This is a genomic window from Arthrobacter sp. Soil736 (assembly GCF_001428005.1).
Taxonomy (GTDB): Bacteria; Actinomycetota; Actinomycetes; order Actinomycetales; family Micrococcaceae; genus Arthrobacter.
Genome location: NZ_LMSB01000012.1, coordinates 192,431 through 214,321 on the forward strand (window position 1 = coordinate 192,431; position 21,891 = coordinate 214,321).

Sequence of the window (21,891 nt, forward strand, 5' to 3'; positions counted from 1 at the left end):
GATATGCCGTACTTTGCGCCTGCGTTCCATAACGCGGGCGCGATGGTTTGCCTGACCGACTAACTATCCACAACGGAGCCCCTACTACATGACCATCACCTCCACCGAGAAGCCCGGTACCCCCGTAGTCGCGATTAACGACATCGGTACCGCTGAGGACTTCCTCGCAGCAGTCGACGCCACCATCAAGTACTTCAACGACGGAGATCTCGTCGAAGGTACAGTCGTCAAGGTCGACCGCGACGAAGTTCTGCTCGACATCGGTTACAAGACCGAAGGTGTCATCCCCTCCCGCGAGCTGTCCATCAAGCACGACGTTGACCCCGGAGACGTTGTTTCCGTTGGCGATCAGGTCGAAGCCCTGGTGCTCACCAAGGAAGACAAAGAAGGCCGCCTGATCCTCTCCAAGAAGCGTGCTCAGTACGAGCGCGCCTGGGGCGACATCGAGAAGGTCAAGGAAGAAGACGGTGTCGTCACCGGTACCGTCATCGAGGTTGTCAAGGGTGGTCTTATCCTCGACATCGGTCTGCGCGGCTTCCTGCCCGCATCCCTCGTCGAGATGCGCCGTGTGCGCGACCTTGCTCCGTACATCGGTCAGCAGATCGAAGCCAAGATCATCGAGCTGGACAAGAACCGCAACAACGTTGTGCTGTCCCGCCGTGCCTGGCTCGAGCAGACCCAGTCCGAGGTTCGCTCCACGTTCCTCAACAAGCTGGAAAAGGGCCAGGTCCGTCCCGGCGTCGTTTCCTCCATCGTCAACTTCGGTGCCTTCGTGGACCTGGGCGGCGTAGACGGCCTGGTTCACGTTTCCGAGCTGTCCTGGAAGCACATCGACCACCCGTCCGAGGTTGTCGAAGTTGGCCAGGAAGTCACCGTCGAGGTTCTCGAGGTCGACCTGGACCGCGAGCGCGTTTCCCTGTCGCTCAAGGCTACGCAGGAAGATCCGTGGCAGACCTTCGCCCGCACCCACGCCCTCGGCCAGGTTGTTCCGGGTAAGGTCACCAAGCTCGTTCCGTTCGGTGCGTTCGTTCGCGTCGAAGACGGCATCGAAGGCCTCGTTCACATCTCCGAGCTGGCAGTCCGCCACGTTGAGCTTGCTGAGCAGGTTGTCTCCGTTGGTGACGAGCTGTTCGTCAAGGTCATCGACATCGACCTCGAGCGCCGCCGTATCTCCCTCTCCCTCAAGCAGGCAAACGAGGGCGTTGACGCCGACAGCACCGAATTCGATCCGGCACTCTACGGCATGGCCGCTGAGTACGACGAAGAGGGCAACTACAAGTACCCGGAGGGCTTCGACCCGGAGTCCAACGAGTGGCTTGAAGGCTACGAGAACCAGCGCGCAGCCTGGGAGCAGCAGTACGCTGACGCCCAGACCCGTTGGGAAGCCCACAAGAAGCAGGTTGCCCAGCACGCTGCCGACGACGCTGCAGCTGCAACGTCCGGTGAGAGCGACTCCGGCACCACCAGCTACTCCTCCGAGCCGGCTGCAGCCGAGACCGGTGCAGGCACGCTTGCTTCGGACGAGGCTCTCGCCGCACTGCGTGAGAAGCTGACCGGCAACTAATTGCCCTTGCTGCTCCGGGAGTCCGCTCTCTGAGCCCAGGCAGTTGGTAGCTACGTAGCACCGTAAAGGTGGCCGTCCCTTCGGGGGCGGCCACCTTTTCGTTAAGTTCCGGCCTTCGCCAGATCCCGGACAGGCGGTCAGGCGGTCTGGCCCGCGTGCTCGCCCTCGGCGATTTCCTCCAGCAGTTTGTCGTTGAATGCCGCGAGGTCGCCCGGCTTCCGGCTTGTGACGAAGCCCTGGTCCACCACCACCTGCTCGTCCGTCCAGTTCGCGCCGGCATTCCGGAGGTCCGTGGCGAGTGTGTGGTAGGACGTGAGGTTCCGCCCCTTCACTACGCCCGCATCGATGAGGAGCCAGGGGCCGTGGCAGATGGCGGCCACCGGCTTGTGCTGCTCAAAGAAGCTCCGGGCGAACGCCTGGGCATCCTTGTTCACCCTGAGGTGGTCGGCGTTGATGACTCCGCCGGGGATCACCAGGGCGTGGAAGTCGGCAGCGTTGGCCTCCGCCAGCGTCAGGTCGACGTCGAAGGTATCGCCCTTGTCCACGCCCTTGAATCCCTGGAGCTTCCCGCTCTTCGGGGCCACCAGGACAGGTTCGCCGCCGGCCTCCTTGACGGCCTTCCACGGGCTGGTCAGTTCAACCTGCTCCACGCCGTCCGTCAGCACAAAGGCAACCCTCTTGCCTGCGATGTTGTGTTCTGACATTCGTCCTCCTTCTATCCTGGTGTGCTCTCTTGCACAATCAACCCTAGGAAGCGGGAAAGTGATAAGCAAGCTGACGATTGCGTTTCCTGCTCAACCGTCAGGCTCAGCGGCCAGGCTCAACAGCCTGGCAAGCAGTCAGCGGTTCAGGGGAACGTCAATCCATTCCGTGCCCTCCGGCTGGAGGTTCGCGCTTCCGGCCGTCATGGCGGCCAGGCGTTCGGCGGCCTCCGCCAGGGAGTCCGGCGAGTCAGGCAGCGCGAGCCGCAAAACGGTGGACCGGGCTTCGTAGCCGGTTTCGGCCATGACGTATCCCGCACCGCGGAGATCGTTCTCAAGGCGTCCGGCGGCGCCGTGCGGCACCCGGACGGCACAGATGCGCAGCCGCCTGCGCTGCACCAGGGGAGCGAGCTCCAGGGCGGCGGAGACCGACTCGGAGTAGGCGCGGACGAGCCCGCCGGCCCCGAGCAGGATCCCGCCGAAGTAGCGCACGACGACGGCACTCACGTCGCTGAGGTCCGTCACCCCGGGCGCGGTTTCCCGCCGCAGCAGCGCTTCCAGCATGGGGATCCCGGCCGTGCCGGACGGTTCGCCGTCGTCACTGGAACGCTGGACGTCCCGGTCCGGGCCCAGGACGAAGGCGGAGCAGTGATGCCGGGCGTCATGGAATTCCCGCCGCAGTCCTGCCACCAGTGCCCGTGCGCCGTCTTCGTTGTCCGCGCGGCGCAGCACGGTGATGAACCTGGACCGCTTGATGTCTATCTCTTGGCGGAAATCGGGCCCCGCGGCCAGGGAGGTGTAGGCCGCCGTCCTGCTCTCCGGGGGATCTGACGCGTCTGCCACCGGTTCAGTTTAGTCTTGGGGAGTGCTGAAGATCGGGTTGACGGGCGGCATCGCCTCGGGAAAGTCCATGGTGGCCGCTCGCCTCAGGGAGCTGGGGGCCGTACTCGTCGACGCCGACGCGATCGCCCGTGACGTGGTGGAACCGGGCACTCCGGGCCTTGCGGCAGTCGTCCGCGCCTTCGGGCCGGAGATCCTCGACGCCGGCGGCCGGCTTGACCGGCCGCGGCTCGGCGCCGTCGTGTTTCGGGACCCGGCAGCACGGGAGGAACTGAACGGCATCGTCCACCCCCTCGTCCGGGAGCAGGCCGCCGCGGTGGTCGCGGCCGCCCCGGGAGACGCCGTCGTGGTCCAGGACATTCCCCTCCTGGTCGAAACCGGCCAGGAAAGCAGCTTCCACCTCGTGGTGGTGGTGGATGCGCCCGACGGCACGCGCGTGCGGCGGATGGTTGAACACCGGGGGATGACGGAGGATGAGGCCCGCTCCCGGATGGCGGCGCAGGCGCCGCGGGACGTCCGGCTCGCCGCAGCCGACGTCGTGCTGGACAACTCGGGGACGCCGGAGGAACTGCGAAACGCGGTGGACCGGCTCTGGGAAGAACGGCTCCGGCCGTTTGCGCAGAACATCGAGGAAGCCCGGGTTGCCGGCCGGTCCGGCGGGCCGGTCCTGGCGGAGCACGATCCCGGGTGGCGCCGTCAGGCAGCCAAGCTCTCCGCCCGGATTAAACTTGCCGCTCCGGACCGGATCCTGGCCGTTGACCATGTCGGGTCGACGGCGGTGCCGGGGCTGGACGCGAAGAACGTCATCGACCTGCAGCTTGCCGTCCGGGACCTGGACACCGCGGACGGGATCGCGCCTCTTCTTGCGCAGGCCGGCTTCCCGGCCTGGCCGGGAATTCTGCTGGACAGCCCCAAGCCCGGACGCCCGGATCCGGCCGCCTGGTCCAAGCGCCTGCACGGAAACGCCGATCCCGGACGGCCGGTGAACGTCCACGTCCGCGTTGCCGGCTCGCCTGGGTGGCGCTTCGCCCTGTGCTTCAGGGACTGGCTGACGGCGGATCCGGATGCCCTGGCTGCCTATCTTGCCGAAAAGCGGAGGCTGGCCGCCCTGCATGCGGCCGACGTGACCACCTCCGGGTACGCCGCCGCCAAGGAACCGTGGTTCACGGCGATCGCAGGCCCCGGCATGGAACGGTGGGCGGAAATCAGCGGCTGGCAGCCGCCGTCGTACGAATCCGGAAGCACCTCCGGTGTTGGATCCGGCGCCGGGCCCGGTACCGCCCAAAGCTGAATCAGGAGTTCCTGTCAGTGGCCGGCGGTAGATTAGATACATGAGTCTTGCGCAGGAGATCAACCGCGTCGTTGCGCCCTTCGAGGTCATCAGCGAGTTCAAGCCGGCCGGCGACCAGCCGGCGGCCATCGCCGAACTCACCGAACGAATCAAAAACGGCGAGAAGGATGTGGTGCTCCTGGGCGCCACGGGTACCGGAAAGAGCGCCACCACTGCCTGGCTGATCGAGCAGGTCCAGCGGCCCACCCTGGTGATGGTCCAGAACAAGACCCTCGCCGCGCAGCTGGCCAACGAGTTCCGCGAACTGCTGCCCAACAACGCGGTTGAGTACTTCGTCTCCTACTACGACTACTACCAGCCCGAGGCCTACGTGGCTCAGACGGACACCTTCATTGAGAAGGACTCGTCCGTTAACGAGGAAGTGGAGCGGCTCCGGCACTCCGCCACCAACGCGCTGCTCACCCGCCGCGACGTGATCGTCGTGGCCACAGTCTCCTGCATCTACGGCCTCGGCACGCCGGAAGAGTACATCGCCGGCATGGTGACCCTCCGCAAGGGGGCGGAGATGAACCGCGACGATCTGCTCCGGAAATTCGTCTCCATGCAATACACCCGCAACGACATGGACTTCCACCGCGGCACGTTCCGGGTCCGCGGCGACACCGTCGAAATCATTCCGATGTACGAAGAGCTTGCTGTCCGGATCGAGTTCTTTGGCGACGAGATTGAGAACATCCATACGCTGCACCCGCTCACCGGGGAGGTCATCCGGGACGAGACCGAGATGTACGTCTTCCCGGCCTCGCACTACGTGGCCGGTCCGGAACGGATGAGCCGGGCGATCAAGCGAATCGAAGACGAACTTGCCGAGCGGCTCTCGGTGCTCGAGAGCCAGAACAAGCTCGTGGAGGCCCAGCGGCTCCGGATGCGCACCACGTACGACCTCGAGATGATGCAGCAGATGGGCTTCTGCAACGGTATCGAGAACTATTCGTCGCACATCGACGGCCGCGCCCGCGGAACCGCGCCGCACTGCCTCATGGACTACTTCCCGGACGACTTCCTCCTGGTGATTGATGAATCCCACGTCACCGTGCCCCAGATCGGTGCCATGTACGAGGGCGACATGTCGCGCAAGCGGAACCTGGTGGACCATGGCTTCCGGCTGCCCTCGGCCATGGACAACCGCCCGCTCAAGTGGGATGAGTTCCAGGACCGCGTGGGCCAGACGGTCTACCTGTCCGCCACCCCGGGCAAGTACGAGCTCGGCAAGGCGGACGGCTTTGTCCAGCAGATCATCCGTCCCACCGGCCTGATCGACCCCGAGGTCGTCGTCAAACCCACCAAGGGCCAGATCGACGACCTCCTGGATGAGATCAGGACCCGCACCGAGAAGAACGAACGCGTCCTGGTCACCACGCTCACTAAGCGCATGGCCGAGGACCTCACCGACTACCTCCTGGGGCACGGCGTCAAAGTGGAGTACCTGCACTCGGACGTGGACACCCTCCGCCGCGTGGAACTGCTCCGCGAATTGCGGATGGGAACGTTTGACGTCCTTGTTGGCATCAACCTGCTCCGCGAAGGCCTTGACCTGCCTGAAGTGTCGCTCGTGAGCATCCTGGATGCGGACAAGGAAGGCTTCCTGCGCTCGTCCACCTCACTGATCCAGACCATCGGCCGCGCCGCCAGGAACGTGTCAGGGCAGGTGCACATGTACGCGGACCGCATCACCGACTCCATGGCGCACGCGATCGACGAGACCAACCGGCGCCGCGCCATCCAGGTTGCCTACAACACCGAAAACGGCGTGGACCCGCAGCCCTTGCGGAAGAAGATCGCAGACATCACCGACCAGCTTGCCAAGGAGGACGCCGACACCCAGGAACTGCTGAACAACAACCGCCTGGCCAAGGGCGCCAAACGGGGCAAGTCGGCGGCCAAGGGTGCGGCGACCGTCCGGGCGGACGGGCTGGCGGCGGCGCCCGCCGAGGACTTGGTTGGGCTGATCGAACAGCTGACGGAGCAGATGCACGGCGCCGCCGCGGAGCTGCAGTTCGAGCTGGCCGCCCGGCTCCGCGACGAAGTGAGCGAGCTGAAAAAGGAACTCCGCCAGATGCACGCGGCCGGGCACGCCTGAGTGTGACGCAGCCCGGCACGGCGTGGACGCGGGAGGGGCCGCCTCTAAGGTAAAGTTGAGGTCACGTAGGGGAGTATCCCAAGCGCTACGGACGTCAACACGCAGGGCACAGATGCCTTGCCGGGCGTAGCGGGCAACCAATTCAGCACCAAGTGCACAGGTTCGCCGGAGAGACTTACACCGGTTTTCTGTACCCTGCGAAAGGTATCCCTGTGCAACTTCCCGTCTGGTTTGAGGTCGGCTCGTTCGTCGCCCTCGGCATCATCCTCCTGCTGGACCTGCTTCTGGTGCTGCGGCGTCCCCATGAGCCCTCCATGAAGGAAGCCGGCCTGTGGGTCGCCTTCTACGTGGCGCTGGCCCTGGTGTTCGCCGGTGCCATGTTCATGTTTGCCGGCGCTGAGTACGGCGGCCAGTTCGTTGCAGGCTGGGTGACGGAATACAGCCTCAGCATCGACAACCTCTTCGTCTTCATCATCATCATGGCGCGCTTCTCGGTACCGCGTAAGTACCAGCAGGAGGTGCTGATGGTGGGCATCATCATTGCGCTGGTCCTGCGCGGCATCTTCATCATGCTCGGTGCCATCGTGATCGAGCAGTTCAGCTGGGTCTTCTATATCTTCGGCGCGTTCCTGCTCTGGACCGCCTGGAAGCAGGCACAGGACGAGGGCGAGGAAGAGGAGGAAACGGAGAACGCGATTATCGCGAAGCTCCGCAAGGTCTTCCCCATGTCGGAGAAGTTCGACGGCGGCAAGCTCCGCACCGCGGTGGACGGCAGGAAGGTCTTCACCCCCATGCTGGTCGTCTTTGTCACCATCGGCATGACGGACCTGCTGTTCGCCGTGGACTCCATTCCGGCAATCTTCGGCCTGACCCAGAGCGCGTTCATCGTCTTCACCGCGAACATCTTTGCGCTGATGGGCCTCCGCCAGCTCTACTTCCTGCTCGGCGGGCTCATGAACCGTCTCGTGTACCTCAAGCACGCGCTGTCCATCATCCTGGCGTTCATCGGCGTGAAGCTGGTCCTGCACGCCATGCACGTCAACGAGCTTCCGTTCATCAACGGCGGGCACCACATCGAGTGGGCTCCGGAGATCCCCACCTACGTCTCCCTCGGGGTCATCGTCGGCACCATCATCATCGCCGTGATCGCCAGCCTGGTCAGCTCGGGCGCACAGAAGGCCAAGCTGGACGCCCGCCTCGAGGAGGACGCCCGGAAGAGCCTCAGCGACGTCGACTAACAGCCCCGCTTTAATCGACCTTTTTCACTGACAACCCCGGTCACTCCGTGACCGGGGTTGTCAGTTTTAACCCGTGTTTGCCGCCGCCCGTGCGGACTATGCTCGGAGGATGGCCACCACTTCCCGGGCTGAGCCGGACCAGCGGCAGGTGCAGCGGCGCACCGTCGTGCTCCTGGGATCCGCCCAGCTCCTCAGCGCAATCGGCACCGGCGCAACCGTTTCCATCGGCTCCCTGCTGGCCGTCGATCTGACCGGTTCCGAATCCTGGGCCGGTTCGGTTGCCACCATGATGACCCTCGCCGCTGCCCTGGCTGCGCTGCCCCTGGCCTCGCTTGCCGAACGCCGCGGCCGCCGAGTCAGCCTGGCCACCGGACTCGCGGCAGCCCTCGCGGGCGCCTTGCTGATCGTGGCGTCCGTCGTTTCGGGGATCTTCGTCTTCCTGGCGGTCGGCGCCGCGGGCGTCGGCGTGGGCACGGCGGCCAACCTGCAGGCCCGGTTCGCCGCCGTCGACCTCGCGGATCCCGCACACCGCGGCCGTTCGCTCTCCGCCGTCGTCTGGGCCATCACGATCGGAGCCGTTGCCGGGCCCAACCTGATCCAGCCCGGCGCCGTGGTGGGCCAGGCCCTCGGGCTGCCGCCCATCGCAGGGCCGTTCGTGATCTCGGCGGCGGGACTGCTGCTGGCCACGGCGCTGCTGATCGTCGGACTCCGCCCGGACCCGCTCCTCTTCGCCCGTCGGCTGGCGGCAGCCGAGGCGGCAGCCGGACAACCAGCGGCAGCCGGACAACCGGCGCGGCTCGGCAGTTCACTCAGCAGGGGCCTGCGCGCCGTCCGGCATGCGCCCGCCGCCATCCTCGCCCTGGCCGCCGTCGTCGGGGCGCACGCCGTGATGGTGGGGGTGATGTCCATGACGCCGCTCCACCTGCAGGCGCTCGTCGCGGGCCCCGGGGCCCACGGCAGCCACACGGCCGGAAGCGCTGCCCTGGTCATCATCGGCTTCACCATCTCGCTGCACATCGCCGGGATGTTTGCGCTCTCGCCGGTACTGGGCTGGCTTACGGACAAGATGGGCAGGCTGCAGACCATCGCCCTGGGTCTCTGCACCATCGTTTCGGCCGTTCTGGTGGCCGGCTACGGGCAGAGCTCTGCCGGGACCGTTGCCGTGGGGCTGGTGCTCCTCGGCCTGGGCTGGTCCGCTGCGACCATCGCCGGGTCAACCCTCCTGGCGGAAAGTGTGGACCAGCAGGACCGGGTGGTGGTCCAGGGTGTCTCGGACATGCTGATGGGCGCGGCGGGCGCGGCCGGGGGCGCTGTGTCGGGCCTGGTCCTCAGCTGGGCCGGATACCTCGGCCTGAACCTGGCCGGCGGCGTACTCGGTGCCGCGGTCCTGGCCGCCGCGGTCTTCGTCCTGGTGACCGGGCGGCTCCAGCCGGCCGCCGGAGGGCAGCCTGTCCGGAGCGTCGGCCGAGGTGGCTCAGCTCCGGACTGAACGGACCATGCCCAGGAGCCGGCCGAAGATCGCTTCGCCGTCGTCGGCAATGCCGTCGTGGTGGAAATCGCCGGACTCCCACGCCTGGAGTCCCCGCACCGCCGCGGCGGTCTCGAGTGAGAGCCCGTGCTCCACGTAGATGTCATCGTGATAGACCGCGGCGGCAGCCGGGACCGTATTTGCGGCCAGCTGCGCCGGATCATAAAGCGGCTTCCAGTCAGCCTTGGCCGCCAGCAGCTCCGCCACCTCCTTCAGCGGGCGAAGGGCCTTATCCTGCTCGAAGTACCACGGGTAGACCATTTCGCCGGTCAGCAGCACGTCGGGGGCCTCCGGACTGAACTCGGGGAACTCCCTCAGGACCCGCCAGGCCGCCCAGTCCGTCGCCATGCCCTGGCCGTAGATGGATTCGTGCATCAGCGCGTAGAGGGGGTTGGCTGCGCGGGAAACGAGCGAGCGGACCTGTTCAAGGAACGCATCCGACAGCCGCACGCCCACGGCTGTCTCCACGAAGGCGTCCTCCAGCAAATTGTGCAGCCCGTCCACCCGCGTGTTCCCGCCGAGGTAGGAGCCAACCATCTGGAACCTTTCCACCGTGAGGCGTTCGCCGCCCGGCAGGAACTCGTCGGTGCCGCGAAGGTGGCGGGCGATCCGGTTCACGGTCTCCCGGTCTTCCGGATACCAGCCGAAGTACTGGGCATTCCGGGCGGCCACGCGCTTGAATGTCTCGCGGTAGACCCTGTCAGCGGGGCCGTTGAGCGGTGCCAGGCCGCCGGTGATGAGCACCTCCCTGAGGCCGGCAGGTGCGAACGACAGGTAGGTGAGCGCGCAAAAGCCGCCGTAGCTCTGCCCGTAGATGCTCCACGGCTCCGAACCAAGCGCCTGGCGGATCAGCTCGGCATCGGCCACGATCGAATCGGCCCGGAAGTGTTCAAGGTAGCGTGCCTGGGCGGCGGCGTCCCCGCGCGCCGGCAGGGTGTTGCGGTCGACCGGGGAGGACAGCCCTGTTCCTCGCTGGTCCAGCATGAGAATCCGGAAATCCTTCGCGGCGGCCTTGCTCCAGCCGCCCAGGGCGGTGAACCGGTTGCCGCGGCCGCCGGGGCCGCCCTGCAGGTAGAGGAGCCATGGCAGCGCTGCCGCGGCGGCTTCGCTGTGCTCCGCGGACACGTATTCCCGGGCGAACACCGTGATGGTCTCCCCGGCGGTGCCGGCGTCCGGCGACGCAAAGTGGTCCAGGGGGACGGTGAAATAGTGCTCCGCCGTGCGCATTCCCCGGAACTCGTGCCTGGCCCTGACGGTGTGGACTGCCGCGGCCACGGCGGCCTCAGCCACGGACGCCCGCCTCAGAGCGCGTTCCGAACGCGGCCAGTGCGGGGCCGGTGAGCCGGAATGTGGACCATTCCTCCATCGGGAACGCCCCCAGTTTCCGGTAGAAATTGATGGAGGGCTCGTTCCAGTCCAGGACGCTCCACTCAACGCGGGCATAACCGCGTTCGACGGCGGTTTCCGCCAGATGCTGCAGGAGCGCCTTTCCGTGGCCCTCGCCGCGCGCATCCGGGGTGACGTAGAGGTCCTCCAGGTAAATGCCGTGGACGCCTTCCCACGTCGAGTAGTTCAGGAACCACAGCGCGAAGCCCCGGACCTCGCCGGCGTCGTTCTCGGCCATGTTGGCGAACACCCGCGGGTTCTCACCGAAAAGCACTTCCGTGAGCATTTCCGGCGTGTTCCGGACGGCATCCGGTTCCTTTTCATAGATGGCCAGTTCATGGATCATCTGCAGGATTGCCGGGACGTCGGTCGGAGTTGCGGGACGGATTACGCTCATGTTCCGAGCTTACTTGGTCCTTTCCGGACGGGCCTGGCGGTCAAAGCCTGTTGACAGTCAGAGCCTGTTGACATCAGTCACCCGGACCACAGCGGTGCCGGTCTCGTCCGAGGCGGCAAGATCAACCTCGGCCGAGATGCCCCAGTCGTGGTTGCCCGCGGGGTCCTCAAAGATCTGGCGGACCTTCCACACCTCCGGACCCTCGGTGATCATCAGCAGCCCCGGCCCGCGGGCGTCGGGGCCGGTGCCGATGTCGTCGTGTTCGTCGAAGTAGTCATCGAGCACGTCTTCCCAGCGGTCCGCATCCCAGCCGGCATCGCCGTCGAGCCCGCCCAGCGCGGCGGCGTCCTCGTCCGCGAAGAGCTCCACGCGCCGGAACATCTCGTTCCGGACCATGACGCGGAAGGCCCGGATGTTCGACGTCAGCGACGGCGGCGGGGGAGGCGGGGCGTCGTGGGGAGTCGGAGCGGCTCCGGACGTCAGCTCCTCCCACTCGTCCAGCAGGCTCGAATCGACCTGGCGCACCAGTTCGCCGAGCCAGGCGATGAGGTCCTCAAGGTCCTCGCGGAGGGCGTCCTGCGGAACCGTCTGCCGCAGGGCCTTGAAGCCGTCGGCGAGGTAGCGCAGCACGATGCCTTCGGAGCGGGCCAGGCCATAGAACTGGACGAATTCGCCGAAGTTCATGGCCCGCTCATACATGTCCCTGATGATCGACTTCGGGGCAAGCTCGAAGTCGCCCACCCACGGCGCGGCTTTGCGGTAAACCTCGAAGGCCTCGCTCAGGATTTCCCCGAGCGGCTGCGGGTAGGTGACTTCGTCCAGCATGGCCATGCGCTGCTCGTACTCGATGCCGTCGGCCTTCATCGCCGCGATGGCTTCGCCGCGGGCCTTCTTCTGCTGGGCGGAGAGGATCTGCCGCGGCTTTTCCAGCGTCGCTTCGATCACCGAGACCACGTCCAGGGCATACGACGGCGACTCCGGGTCCAGGAGTTCCAGGGCCGCCAAGGCAAACGGGGAGAGCGGCTGGTTCAAGGCAAAGTTGGCCTGGAGGTGGACGGTGAGCCGCACGGTGCGCCCGTCCGGCTCCTGCTCGGCGGCCGGAATGCGTTCCACCACTTCGGCGGCGAGGAGCTCGCGGTAGATTGCCAGCGCCTTCTTCATGAGCCGGAGCTGCGAAGACCGCGGTTCATGGTTCTCGGTGAGCAGGCGCCGCGTGGCCGCAAAGGGGTCGCCGGGCCGTTCCATCAGGTTCATGAGCATCGCGTGGGTCACCGTGAAGCTTGACGTGAGGGTCTCCGGAGCGGACTCCACAAGCCGGTTGTAGGTGGGTTCTCCCCAGGAGACGAATCCCTCCGGCGGCTTTTTCTTGACCACCTGGCGCAGTTTTTTCTGGTCGTCGCCGAACTTGGCGGTGGCCCTGGCCATCGCCTTGGCGTTCTCCACCACATGGTCCGGAGCCTGGACCACCACCGTTCCCGCGGTGTCGTAGCCGGCGCGGCCGGCCCGTCCTGCGATCTGATGGAATTCGCGGGAATTGAGCAGCCGGGTCCGCACGCCGTCGTACTTGCTGAGTGCGGTGAGCAGGACGGTCCGGATGGGCACGTTGATCCCCACGCCCAGGGTGTCGGTGCCGCAGATGACCTTCAGGAGGCCCGCCTGGGCGAGCTGCTCCACGAGCCGGCGGTACTTCGGCAGCATGCCGGCGTGGTGGACGCCGATCCCGTGCCGGACCAGGCGGTTCAGTGTCTTGCCGAAGCCGGCGGCGAAGCGGAAATTCGCGATGAGTTCGGCGATCTTGTCCTTCTCCTCGCGGCTGCAGACGTTGATGCTCATCAGCGTCTGGGCACGCTCAATGGCTTCGGCCTGGCTGAAGTGCACCACGTAGACCGGAACCTGCCTGGTGGACAGCAGTTCCTCGAGCGTCTCGTGCACGGGGGTCTGGTGGTAGTAGTAGTGCAGCGGGATGGGGCGCTCCGCGGAGCTGACGGTGGTGGTGGGCCGGCCGGTGAGTTCGGTCATGCCGGCCTCGAAGCGGCTGACGTCGCCGAGGGTCGCGGACATCAGCAGGAACTGGGCCTGGGGCAGCTCCAGCAGCGGAACCTGCCACGCCCAGCCGCGCTGGGGATCGGAATAGAAGTGGAACTCATCCATGATGACCGCGCCGAGTTCCGCCGAGGCCCCTTCGCGCAGCGCGATGTTGGCGAGGATCTCCGCCGTGCAGCAGATGATCGGGGCGTCCTGGTTCACACCCGAATCGCCGGTGATCATCCCCACGTTCTCGGCTCCGAAGATCTCGCACAGGGCAAAGAATTTCTCCGAGACCAGGGCCTTGATGGGGGCGGTGTAGTAGCTCCGTTCCCCGCGGGCCATGGCCTGGAAATGTGCGGCGATGGCCACGAGTGATTTGCCCGATCCCGTGGGTGTCGCCAGGATCACGTTGGTGCCGGACGCGAGCTCCATGATGGCTTCATCCTGGGCGGCATAAAGCTCCAGTCCCCGGCTTTCCGTCCACTCCACGAACCGCATGTACAGCGCGTCCGGGTCGTTGCCCGTTCCCGTGGTGATCCGTGCGGCCGGGGCGGGGAGCTGTTCAACGAGTTTCATTGCCTTCCAGCTTAGTGCCAGTGCCTTCACGGCGTGCGTTCAGCCCGGTCCCGCACTAGGCTCGCAATATCCGGACCCTTTGGCGCAGGCCCGGCAACGGGCGCCGCGCCAGGGTCAAACTTTCACGAGCAACCCGGAGGCCATGTGCAGTGGGATCCCGCCAAATACGTCCAGTTTGGTGACTACCGGCAGCGCCCGTTCTTTGACCTGACCGGCCGCATCGAGGCCGCGGCACCGCGGGAGGTCGTTGACCTGGGATGCGGCCCCGGCAACCTGACGGCAACGCTCGCCGCGCGCTGGCCCGGAGCCCGTGTCATCGGCCTGGACTCCTCCGCGGACATGCTCGCCCAATCCGCCGCGTACGCGCAGGCCGCACCTCTGCTGGAATACCGCCTCGGCGACATCGCCTCGTGGGCGCCGTCCCCGGAGACCGACGTCGTTGTCAGCAACGCCGCGCTGCAGTGGGTGCCGGGGCACGAGGAAATGCTCTCCCGGTGGCTGAACGAGCTGACGCCCGGGGCGTGGTTCGCGCTGCAGGTGCCGGGCAATTTCACCTCCGCGTCCCACATCCTGATGCGGGAGCTCGCAGAGTCGGGCGCCTGGGCGGCCAAGCTCGGCGGCGTCCTGCGCCACGATGACGCCGTGGCCACCCCTGCCCGCTACCTCGAGATCATGCTCGACGCCGGATGCGCGGCCGACGCCTGGGAGACCACCTACCAGCAGGTACTTCCCGGTGAAAACGCCGTCCTGGAATGGGTGCGGGGCACCGGCCTCCGGCCCGTGCTGGGTGCTCTTTCGCCCGATGACGTGGCGGCGTTTGAAGCCGAATACGCAGCCAGCCTCGCCGTGGCCTACCCTGCGTCCGAATACGGGACGGTCTACCCGTTCCGCCGGATCTTCGCCGTGGCGCGCAAGCTGTAGGCGGGCCCGCCTAGCGTGTCCGTCCAGCGGGCACGCTAGGAGCCCGCGCCACGCCTTCAGCACCACATCCGCATCGATGTGATGTGGCTTACAATGACGGAGCGGCTATGGGGGCGGTCAGGAAGGCTCCCGGTCGGTCCTAGTGATGGAGGAGGTGCGGTGCTTTTTGGCCTGATGATCCGACTCCTCGGAGAGCACCGGGCCGCAGTCTGGACCATCGTTGTCCTGCAGGTGGTGCAGACGGCAGGGAACCTGCTGCTCCCCACGCTGAACGCCAGCATTATCGACGACGGCATCCTCGCACGCCAGCCCGACGTGATCGTCCGCCTCGGCGGCTGGATGATGGCCCTGACCGCCGTACAGGCGGGTGCCGCCCTTGGCGCCGGCTACCTTGGCGCCGTGGTGGCCATGCGGCTCGGGCACCGGCTGAGGCGGGAGCTGTTCGACAGGGTCCAGGCCATGTCGTCCCAGGAAGTCGGCTCCTTTGGCACCCCGAGCCTCGTGACACGGGCCACGAATGATGTCCAGCAAATCCAGACCTTCGCTGTGCTGGTCTTCACCATGCTGGCCGCGGCCCCCGTCATGGGCATCGGAGGGGTCATCCTGGCAATCCAGCAGGATGCCACCCTCTCCGGCGTCGTCATTGCCATTGTTCCGCTGCTGGTGCTCATCATGTACGTCATAGTCCGCCGCCTCATTCCGCTGTACCGGCAAGGGCAGGCCCTCATCGACGGCATTACGCGGATTCTGCGCGAACAGATTATCGGGGCCAATGTCATCCGCGCGTTCGTCCGGCAGAAGCACGAGGCTTCCCGGTTCGCCGAGGCGAACCGGAAGCTGACGGGCAACAATCTCCAGTCGGCGCTCCTGGTGGCCGGCATGCTTCCCGTCATCATGATCGTGGTAAACCTCTCCTCGGTGGCCGTGGTCTGGTTCGGCGGACACCTCATTCAAAGCGGCCGGATGCAGGTGGGCGCCCTCACGGCCTTCATCGCCTACATCCTGCAGATCCTGCTCGCCATCATGATGGCGATGTACGTGTTTATGACCGCACCCCGCGCGGCCGTCTGCGCCGAACGCATCCAGGAGGTGCTCGACGTCGTTCCGGCGCCCGCCGTCCGCACGCACGCCGGCGCCGGGCGGCACGCCTCCGCCGACGGGGCGGCTGCTCCGCCATCACCGGCGAAGGGCGACACCCGCACCGGGAGCCGCCCCGGCGGACATGCCGCGGGCGGAACCGTCAACGGCGGAACCGTGCCCGGCGGAACCGTGGAGTTCCGGCGTGTCTCCTTCGCCTATCCGGGGGCGGAATCGCCCGTGCTGGCCGACATCTCCTTCACGGCCCGTCCCGGCACCACCACGGCCATCATCGGTGCAACCGGCAGCGGCAAGACCACGCTTCTGAACCTCCTGCCACGGTTCCTGGACGCCACCGCGGGTGAGGTGCGGTTTGGCGGACGGGACGTCCGGGACCTGTCCGCCGACCACCTGCGGGCCCGGATGGCCGTTGTGCCGCAGCACTCCTACCTGTTTTCGGGCACCGTTGCCGGGAACCTCAGGATGGCGTCACCCGACGCCACGGACGACGACTTGTGGCAGGTTCTGCGGATGGCGCAGGCGGACGACTTTGTCAGCAGCCTTCCGGGCGGGCTGTATGCCGCGGTCGTTCAGGGCGGGGCAGGACTTTCGGGGGGCCAGCGGCAGCGGCTCTGCATTGCGCGCGCGGCGCTGCGGAAAGCGGACCTCTTCCTGTTCGATGACAGCTTCTCGGCATTGGACTACGCCACCGAAGCCGCCGTCCGGCAGGCCCTGGTGCCTGCCCTGGAGGCGGCCACTGTGATCATCATCGCCGAGCGGATCCCCACCATCATGCACGCCAGCCAGATCCTCGTCCTGAACGACGGCCGGCTGGTGGCCCAGGGCACCCATTCAGAACTTCTTGGCACCTCGCCGGCCTACCGGGAGATTGCCGAGTTGCAGCTCGCCCTGGACGAGCAGCCATGAAAGGCGCGCACCTCGCTGACAGGAAGGGGGGCGCCTTCCTTCCGGCGGCCGCACGACTGATCGGCCTGCTGCGCCCTGTCAGGGGCCGGATGCTCATAGCCATTGCCGCCACCTGCGGATTCGCGGCGCTGAACGTGGCGGCACCCAAACTCCTGGGCGACGCCACAGACGTCGTCGTCGAACCCTTGGTGGGCGGCACCTTCGACGAGGGACGGCTGGCCGGGCTGCTTCTCGTGGTGGCGCTCATGTACCTCGGCACGTCACTCTTCAACTGGGTCCAGGGGGCCCTGACCGCCAGCGCGGTGCAGCGGCTGGTGTTCGGGCTCCGCTCCGCCGTCGAGGAGAAACTCCACCGGTTGCCGTCGGGGCATTTCCAGGAGCAGACCAGGGGCGACGTGCTCAGCCGGGCCACCAACGACGTCGACAACATCTCCCAGGCCCTCAACCAGCTGCTGACGCAGCTCATCATGTCCGTGCTGATGCTGTGCGGCTCGCTGGCCATGATGCTCTGGATCTCCCCGCTGCTCGCTGCCATCGCCCTCCTGTCGGTTCCGGTATCCACCCTCATCACGGTGTGGATGGCACGCCAGTCGCAGGTCTACTTCGCGGCCCAGTGGGCGTCCACCGGTGACCTGAACGCGCACATCGAGGAATTCGTCACCGGCCATGAAGTGATCAAGGCCTTTGGGCAGCAGGAGGCCGCGGCGGCAATCTTCGGGCGCAGCAACGACCGGCTGGCCCGCACCAGCGCACGCGCCCAGTATGTGTCCGGGGCCGTGCAGCCGCTCATGGTGTTCGTGGCCAACCTCAACTACGTAGCCGTGGCCGTGGTGGGAGCCCTCCAGGTGGCGGCCGGGGCCATGACCATTGGCGGCATCCAGGCGTTCATCCAGTTCAGCCGGCTGTTCACGCAGCCCATGGGCCAGATCGGCGGGATGCTCACGCTGATGCAGTCCTGTGCCGCGTCGGCGGATCGCGTTTTTTCCCTCCTGGACGCGGCCGAGATCCCGCGCGAGGACCCGGCGCAGGTCCGCCAGCCAATCCTCCGCGGTCGGATCGAGTTCGAGGACGTGACGTTTGGGTACACCCCGGAGGTCGAGGCGGTCAGCGGACTGTCCTTCTCGGTCCGTCCGGGCGAGACTGTGGCCATCGTGGGGCACACAGGAGCGGGCAAGACCACCGTGGTCAATCTGCTCATGCGCTTCTACGAGCTGGACTCGGGCCGCATCACCATTGACGGCACGGACATCGCCTCCGTGCCGCTGGATTCGCTGCGGTCAAACTTCGGCGTGGTGCTGCAGGATGTCTGGCTGTTCAGCGGCACTATCAGCGAAAACATCGAGTACGGCGCGCCGGGGGCCAGCGACGCCGAGATTGTGGCCGCGGCCGAGGCAAGCCACGTTGACCACTTTGTCCGGTCCCTGCCGGCCGGTTATTCCACCGTACTGGGAAACGACGGTGACTCCCTGAGCCAGGGGCAGCGGCAGCTCATCACCATCGCCCGCGCACAGCTTGCGGGCCGCAGCGTCCTGATCCTGGACGAAGCCACGAGCTCGGTGGACACCCGGACGGAAGTGCAGATCAGGCTGGCGATGAGCAGGCTAAGGCAGGGGAGAACCAGCTTCGTTATCGCCCACCGTTTGTCCACAGTGCGTGACGCTGATCTAATCTTGGTCATGGATCACGGACGCATCGTTGAACAGGGAACCCACCGCAGCCTGCTGTCCGTGGACGGACACTACCGGCGCCTCTACAACGCCCAGTTCCGCGGCATAGACGGGGAACAGGACCCGGACCACCACGTCGCCGGCCAGCCCGGCGTGCAGGAGCCGGGCCTGTGAGCACCGGCGAAGCCTTCCCGGGGCAGTGGAAGCCCAACCACGGCAGCTCCGTGGCGCTCTACGAACAGCTGCGGCTCCACATCATCGAACAGGCTGACCAGGGAAAGATTGCCCCGGGAACCCGGCTGCCCGCCGTCAGGAACCTTGCCGGTGTTCTCGGCGTAGCCCCGCACACTGTCGCCAGAGCCTACAAAGAGCTCGAGGCTGCCGGCGTCGTCGCCACCAAGGGCAGGAACGGCACCGTGGTATGCGCCCGTGACGAACGGTGGGGCGTCTTATCGGAGGCTGCTGCCGAATATGCCGCCGCCGCCAAATCCCAGGGCGCCACGTTCGCCGAGGCTGTCCACCTGCTGGCGGCGGCCTACGATGCCGGATAGCGAAGCCGCATGGATATTCGAAGAAGTTTTCGATTAGCATTAGTCCGTGCCTAAAGCCGTAGCTGAAGAAACAGCCGTTGATGCCCACTCCGCCGTCGTGCCGCTGAACCACCCCAAACCGGCCCGCCCGGATCTCTCCCGCCTGGTCGTCAAGGGCGCGCGCGAACACAACTTGCGCAACGTCGACCTCGACCTTCCCCGCGACGCCATGATCGTCTTCACCGGGCTGTCCGGCTCAGGCAAGTCGTCCCTCGCTTTTGACACCATCTTCGCCGAGGGCCAGCGCCGCTATGTCGAGTCCCTCTCGGCCTATGCCCGGCAGTTCCTGGGGCAGGTGGACAAGCCCGACGTCGACTTCATCGAAGGCCTTTCGCCCGCGGTCTCGATCGACCAGAAGTCCACGAGCAAGAACCCGCGCTCAACGGTCGGCACCATCACCGAAATCTACGACTACATGCGCCTCCTGTGGGCACGCGTGGGCCGTCCGTACTGCCCTGTCTGCGGCGAACCGGTCATCAAGCAGACGCCCCAGCAGATTGTGGACCAGCTGCTGGAACTGGAGGACGGCACACGCTTCCAGATCCTCGCGCCCGTCGTGCGGGGCCGCAAGGGTGAATTCGTGGACCTCTTCAAGGAGCTGACCGCGAAGGGCTACTCGCGCGCCCGGGTGGACGGCGAGCCCGTCCAGCTCAGCGACCCACCCAAGCTTGGCAAACAGTTCAAGCACACCATCGAGGTGGTGGTCGACCGGCTGGTGGTCAAGGAGGGCATCAGGCAGCGCCTGACGGACTCCATCGAAACGGCCCTCGGCCTTGCCGAGGGGCGCGTGCTGGCCGACTTCGTTGACCTGGACGCCGATGATAACGGCCGCCTGCGTGCCTTTTCCGAGAACCTTGCCTGCCCCAACGAGCATCCGCTGGCCATCGACGAAATCGAACCGAGATCGTTCTCGTTCAACAACCCCTTCGGCGCCTGCTCCGCCTGCAGCGGCATTGGCACCAAGCTCGAGGTTGACGAGGAACTCATCGTCCCCAACCCGGAGCTCTCGCTGGGTGAAGGCGCCATAGCCCCGTGGTCACTCGGCACAGCCACCACGGAATACTGGAACCGGCTCCTCGACGGACTGGCCAAGGAACTCGGTTTCTCCATGGACACCCCGTGGGAAAAACTGCCGGCCGACGTCCGCCAGACCGTCCTCCACGGAAAAGACCACAAGGTGGTGGTCCAGTACCGCAACAGGTTTGGCCGGGAGCGCAAGTACAGCACAGGCTTCGAGGGCGCCATTCAGTATGTGCACCGCAAGCACGGCGAAACGGACTCCGACTGGGCCCGCGACCGCTACGAGGAATACATGCGGCAGGTTCCCTGCCCCGCCTGCAACGGCGCACGCCTGAACCCGGCGTCGCTGTCCGTCCTCATCAACGGCAAGTCGATCGCCGAGGTGGCTGCGCTGCCCATGCGCGAGTGTGCCGAGTTCCTCAACAACCTTGTCCTGACAGGACGCGAGGCGCAGATCGCCCACCAGGTCCTCAAGGAAATCCAGGCCCGGCTGACGTTCCTGTTGGACGTCGGCCTGGAATACCTGAACCTTGAACGCCCGTCGGCAACCCTGTCCGGCGGCGAGGCGCAGCGCATCCGGCTCGCCACCCAGATCGGTTCCGGCCTCGTGGGCGTTCTCTACGTCCTCGATGAGCCCTCCATCGGCCTGCATCAGAGGGACAACCGCCGGCTCATCGAGACCCTCACCCGGCTGAGGGACATGGGCAACACGCTCATTGTTGTCGAGCACGATGAAGACACCATCCACGAAGCGGACTGGATCGTGGACATCGGGCCGGGGGCGGGGGAACACGGCGGGCAAGTGGTCCATTCCGGTTCCTACAAGGCCCTCCTCGAGAACACGGAATCGCTCACGGGCGACTACCTTTCGGGGCGCAAGAAGATCGAGATCCCCAAGAAGCGCCGCAAGTACGACAAAAAGCGTGAGCTGAAGGTCGTCGGGGCGCGCGAAAACAACCTCATCAACGTCGACGCCGCGTTCCCGCTGGGGCTGTTCACGGCGGTGACAGGGGTAAGCGGCTCCGGCAAGTCGACCCTGGTCAACGAGATCCTGTACAAGGTCCTGGCCAACAAGCTCAACGGCGCCAAGCAGGTGGCCGGGCGGCACCGCACGGTCCAGGGGCTCGAACACCTGGACAAGGTGGTCCACGTGGACCAGAGCCCGATCGGACGCACTCCGCGCTCCAACCCGGCGACCTACACCGGCGTGTTCGACAACATCCGCAAGCTGTTCGCCGAGACCACCGAGGCCAAGGTCCGCGGCTATATGCCGGGCCGCTTCTCCTTCAACGTCAAGGGCGGGCGCTGTGAGGCCTGCTCCGGTGACGGCACCCTGAAGATCGAGATGAACTTCCTGCCCGACGTCTACGTTCCGTGCGAGGTGTGCCACGGCGCGCGGTACAACCGCGAGACACTCGAGGTGCACTACAAGGGCAAGACCATCGCGGACGTGCTAAACATGCCCATCGAGGAGGGGGCAGAGTTCTTCGCGGCATTTTCACCGATCGCCCGCCACCTGAACACGCTGGTGGACGTCGGCCTGGGGTACGTCCGCCTGGGCCAACCGGCCACCACGCTGTCCGGCGGCGAAGCCCAGCGCGTCAAGCTGGCCGCCGAGCTCCAGAAGCGGTCGAACGGGCGCAGCGTCTACGTGCTTGATGAGCCAACCACCGGCCTGCACTTCGAAGACATCCGCAAGCTGCTGATGGTGCTGCAGGGCCTGGTGGACAAGGGGAACACTGTCATCACCATCGAACACAACCTGGATGTCATCAAGAGCGCGGACTGGATCGTGGACCTGGGTCCTGACGGCGGTTCGGGCGGCGGGCGGATCGTGGCGTCGGGCACGCCGGAGCAGCTTGCCAAGTCGAAGGAGAGCCACACGGCCTCGTTCCTGGCTGAAATCCTGGGGTAGGAGCCGCGGGGTCCGGTCCGTCGCACGGCACGACGGCGGGGGCCCCGAGACCCGCCCGAAGTATTCCCCGCACGGCATGTGAGTT

At 66.3% G+C, this 21,891-nt stretch carries 15 protein-coding genes; 10 read left to right on the top strand and 5 right to left on the bottom strand.

Translation table 11 applies throughout. From position 1 onward, the window contains the following. Positions 1 to 88: 88 nt before the first annotated feature. Complete coding sequence (gene rpsA, locus ASG92_RS09280) at positions 89 to 1,564, top strand: 30S ribosomal protein S1 (RefSeq protein WP_018773018.1); 1,476 nt, start codon at positions 89 to 91, stop codon at positions 1,562 to 1,564. A 137-nt stretch (positions 1,565 to 1,701) separates the two neighbouring features. Here the strand turns inward: rpsA and ASG92_RS09285 are convergent, their stop codons facing one another. Next, positions 1,702 to 2,268 (bottom strand): type 1 glutamine amidotransferase domain-containing protein, encoded by a 567-nt coding sequence (locus tag ASG92_RS09285; protein WP_056627019.1) that lies wholly within the window; start codon positions 2,266 to 2,268, stop codon positions 1,702 to 1,704. A gap of 135 nt (positions 2,269 to 2,403) precedes the next feature. Continuing rightward, positions 2,404 to 3,108 (bottom strand): YigZ family protein, encoded by a 705-nt coding sequence (locus ASG92_RS09290; protein WP_056627021.1) that lies wholly within the window; start codon positions 3,106 to 3,108, stop codon positions 2,404 to 2,406. A gap of 22 nt (positions 3,109 to 3,130) precedes the next feature. On the opposite strand from ASG92_RS09290, the gene coaE reads away from it, so the two are divergent. The 4 genes from coaE to ASG92_RS09310 all read left to right on the top strand — a co-directional run bounded on the left by coaE (position 3,131) and on the right by ASG92_RS09310 (position 9,263). Further along, positions 3,131 to 4,396, top strand: coding sequence for a dephospho-CoA kinase (gene coaE, locus ASG92_RS09295; protein WP_056627023.1), 1,266 nt, complete (start codon positions 3,131 to 3,133; stop codon positions 4,394 to 4,396). A gap of 40 nt (positions 4,397 to 4,436) precedes the next feature. After that, complete coding sequence (gene uvrB / locus ASG92_RS09300; RefSeq protein WP_056627025.1) at positions 4,437 to 6,536, top strand: excinuclease ABC subunit UvrB; 2,100 nt, start codon at positions 4,437 to 4,439, stop codon at positions 6,534 to 6,536. A gap of 212 nt (positions 6,537 to 6,748) precedes the next feature. Then, positions 6,749 to 7,774: a TerC family protein gene (locus tag ASG92_RS09305; RefSeq protein WP_056627027.1), complete on the top strand. Its 1,026-nt coding sequence runs from the start codon at positions 6,749 to 6,751 to the stop codon at positions 7,772 to 7,774. 109 nt (positions 7,775 to 7,883) lie between these two features. Then, complete coding sequence (locus ASG92_RS09310) at positions 7,884 to 9,263, top strand: MFS transporter (RefSeq protein WP_056627028.1); 1,380 nt, start codon at positions 7,884 to 7,886, stop codon at positions 9,261 to 9,263. Here ASG92_RS09310 and ASG92_RS09315 read toward each other — a convergent pair. The 3 genes from ASG92_RS09315 to ASG92_RS09325 are packed head-to-tail and all read right to left on the bottom strand — an operon-like array spanning position 9,249 to position 13,689. After that, entirely contained in the window at positions 9,249 to 10,529 is a 1,281-nt protein-coding gene (locus ASG92_RS09315) for an alpha/beta fold hydrolase (protein ID WP_157372170.1), read from the bottom strand. The two genes, ASG92_RS09310 and ASG92_RS09315, sit on opposite strands and share 15 nt — an antisense overlap. Before the next feature lie 55 nt (positions 10,530 to 10,584). Beyond that, positions 10,585 to 11,085 (bottom strand): GNAT family N-acetyltransferase, encoded by a 501-nt coding sequence (locus tag ASG92_RS09320; protein ID WP_056627032.1) that lies wholly within the window; start codon positions 11,083 to 11,085, stop codon positions 10,585 to 10,587. A 57-nt stretch (positions 11,086 to 11,142) separates the two neighbouring features. Next, positions 11,143 to 13,689, bottom strand: coding sequence for a DEAD/DEAH box helicase (locus ASG92_RS09325; RefSeq protein WP_056627034.1), 2,547 nt, complete (start codon positions 13,687 to 13,689; stop codon positions 11,143 to 11,145). 144 nt (positions 13,690 to 13,833) lie between these two features. On the opposite strand from ASG92_RS09325, the gene ASG92_RS09330 reads away from it, so the two are divergent. The 5 genes from ASG92_RS09330 to uvrA all read left to right on the top strand — a co-directional run bounded on the left by ASG92_RS09330 (position 13,834) and on the right by uvrA (position 21,806). Further along, positions 13,834 to 14,610: a trans-aconitate 2-methyltransferase gene (locus ASG92_RS09330; protein WP_056627036.1), complete on the top strand. Its 777-nt coding sequence runs from the start codon at positions 13,834 to 13,836 to the stop codon at positions 14,608 to 14,610. A 159-nt stretch (positions 14,611 to 14,769) separates the two neighbouring features. After that, positions 14,770 to 16,614, top strand: a complete 1,845-nt coding sequence (locus tag ASG92_RS09335; RefSeq protein ID WP_082579409.1) for an ABC transporter ATP-binding protein — start codon at positions 14,770 to 14,772, stop codon at positions 16,612 to 16,614. Further along, positions 16,611 to 18,455: an ABC transporter ATP-binding protein gene (locus ASG92_RS09340; protein ID WP_056627038.1), complete on the top strand. Its 1,845-nt coding sequence runs from the start codon at positions 16,611 to 16,613 to the stop codon at positions 18,453 to 18,455. Before ASG92_RS09335 ends, ASG92_RS09340 begins: the two co-directional genes overlap by 4 nt. Next, positions 18,452 to 18,832, top strand: coding sequence for a GntR family transcriptional regulator (locus ASG92_RS09345; RefSeq protein ID WP_056627040.1), 381 nt, complete (start codon positions 18,452 to 18,454; stop codon positions 18,830 to 18,832). The genes ASG92_RS09340 and ASG92_RS09345 overlap by 4 nt, the downstream gene beginning before the upstream one ends. Positions 18,833 to 18,878: 46 nt before the next feature. Continuing rightward, positions 18,879 to 21,806 carry an excinuclease ABC subunit UvrA gene (gene uvrA, locus ASG92_RS09350; protein ID WP_056627042.1) on the top strand — a complete coding sequence of 976 codons (2,928 nt, stop codon included), beginning with the start codon at positions 18,879 to 18,881 and terminating at the stop codon, positions 21,804 to 21,806. The last annotated feature ends 85 nt before the right edge of the window (positions 21,807 to 21,891 follow it).

Bases quoted from the DNA above. Each gene is read 5' to 3' on its own strand.
- ASG92_RS09340 (WP_056627038.1), top strand. From the start codon at position 16,611: ATGAAAGGCGCGCACCTCGCTGACAGGAAGGGGGGCGCCTTCCTTCCG.
- ASG92_RS09310 (WP_056627028.1), top strand. From the start codon at position 7,884: ATGGCCACCACTTCCCGGGCTGAGCCGGACCAGCGGCAGGTGCAGCGG.
- uvrB (WP_056627025.1), top strand. From the start codon at position 4,437: ATGAGTCTTGCGCAGGAGATCAACCGCGTCGTTGCGCCCTTCGAGGTC.
- ASG92_RS09320 (WP_056627032.1), bottom strand. From the start codon at position 11,085: ATGAGCGTAATCCGTCCCGCAACTCCGACCGACGTCCCGGCAATCCTG.
- rpsA (WP_018773018.1), top strand. From the start codon at position 89: ATGACCATCACCTCCACCGAGAAGCCCGGTACCCCCGTAGTCGCGATT.
- ASG92_RS09315 (WP_157372170.1), bottom strand. From the start codon at position 10,529: ATGCGCACGGCGGAGCACTATTTCACCGTCCCCCTGGACCACTTTGCG.
- ASG92_RS09325 (WP_056627034.1), bottom strand. From the start codon at position 13,689: ATGAAACTCGTTGAACAGCTCCCCGCCCCGGCCGCACGGATCACCACG.
- ASG92_RS09285 (WP_056627019.1), bottom strand. From the start codon at position 2,268: ATGTCAGAACACAACATCGCAGGCAAGAGGGTTGCCTTTGTGCTGACG.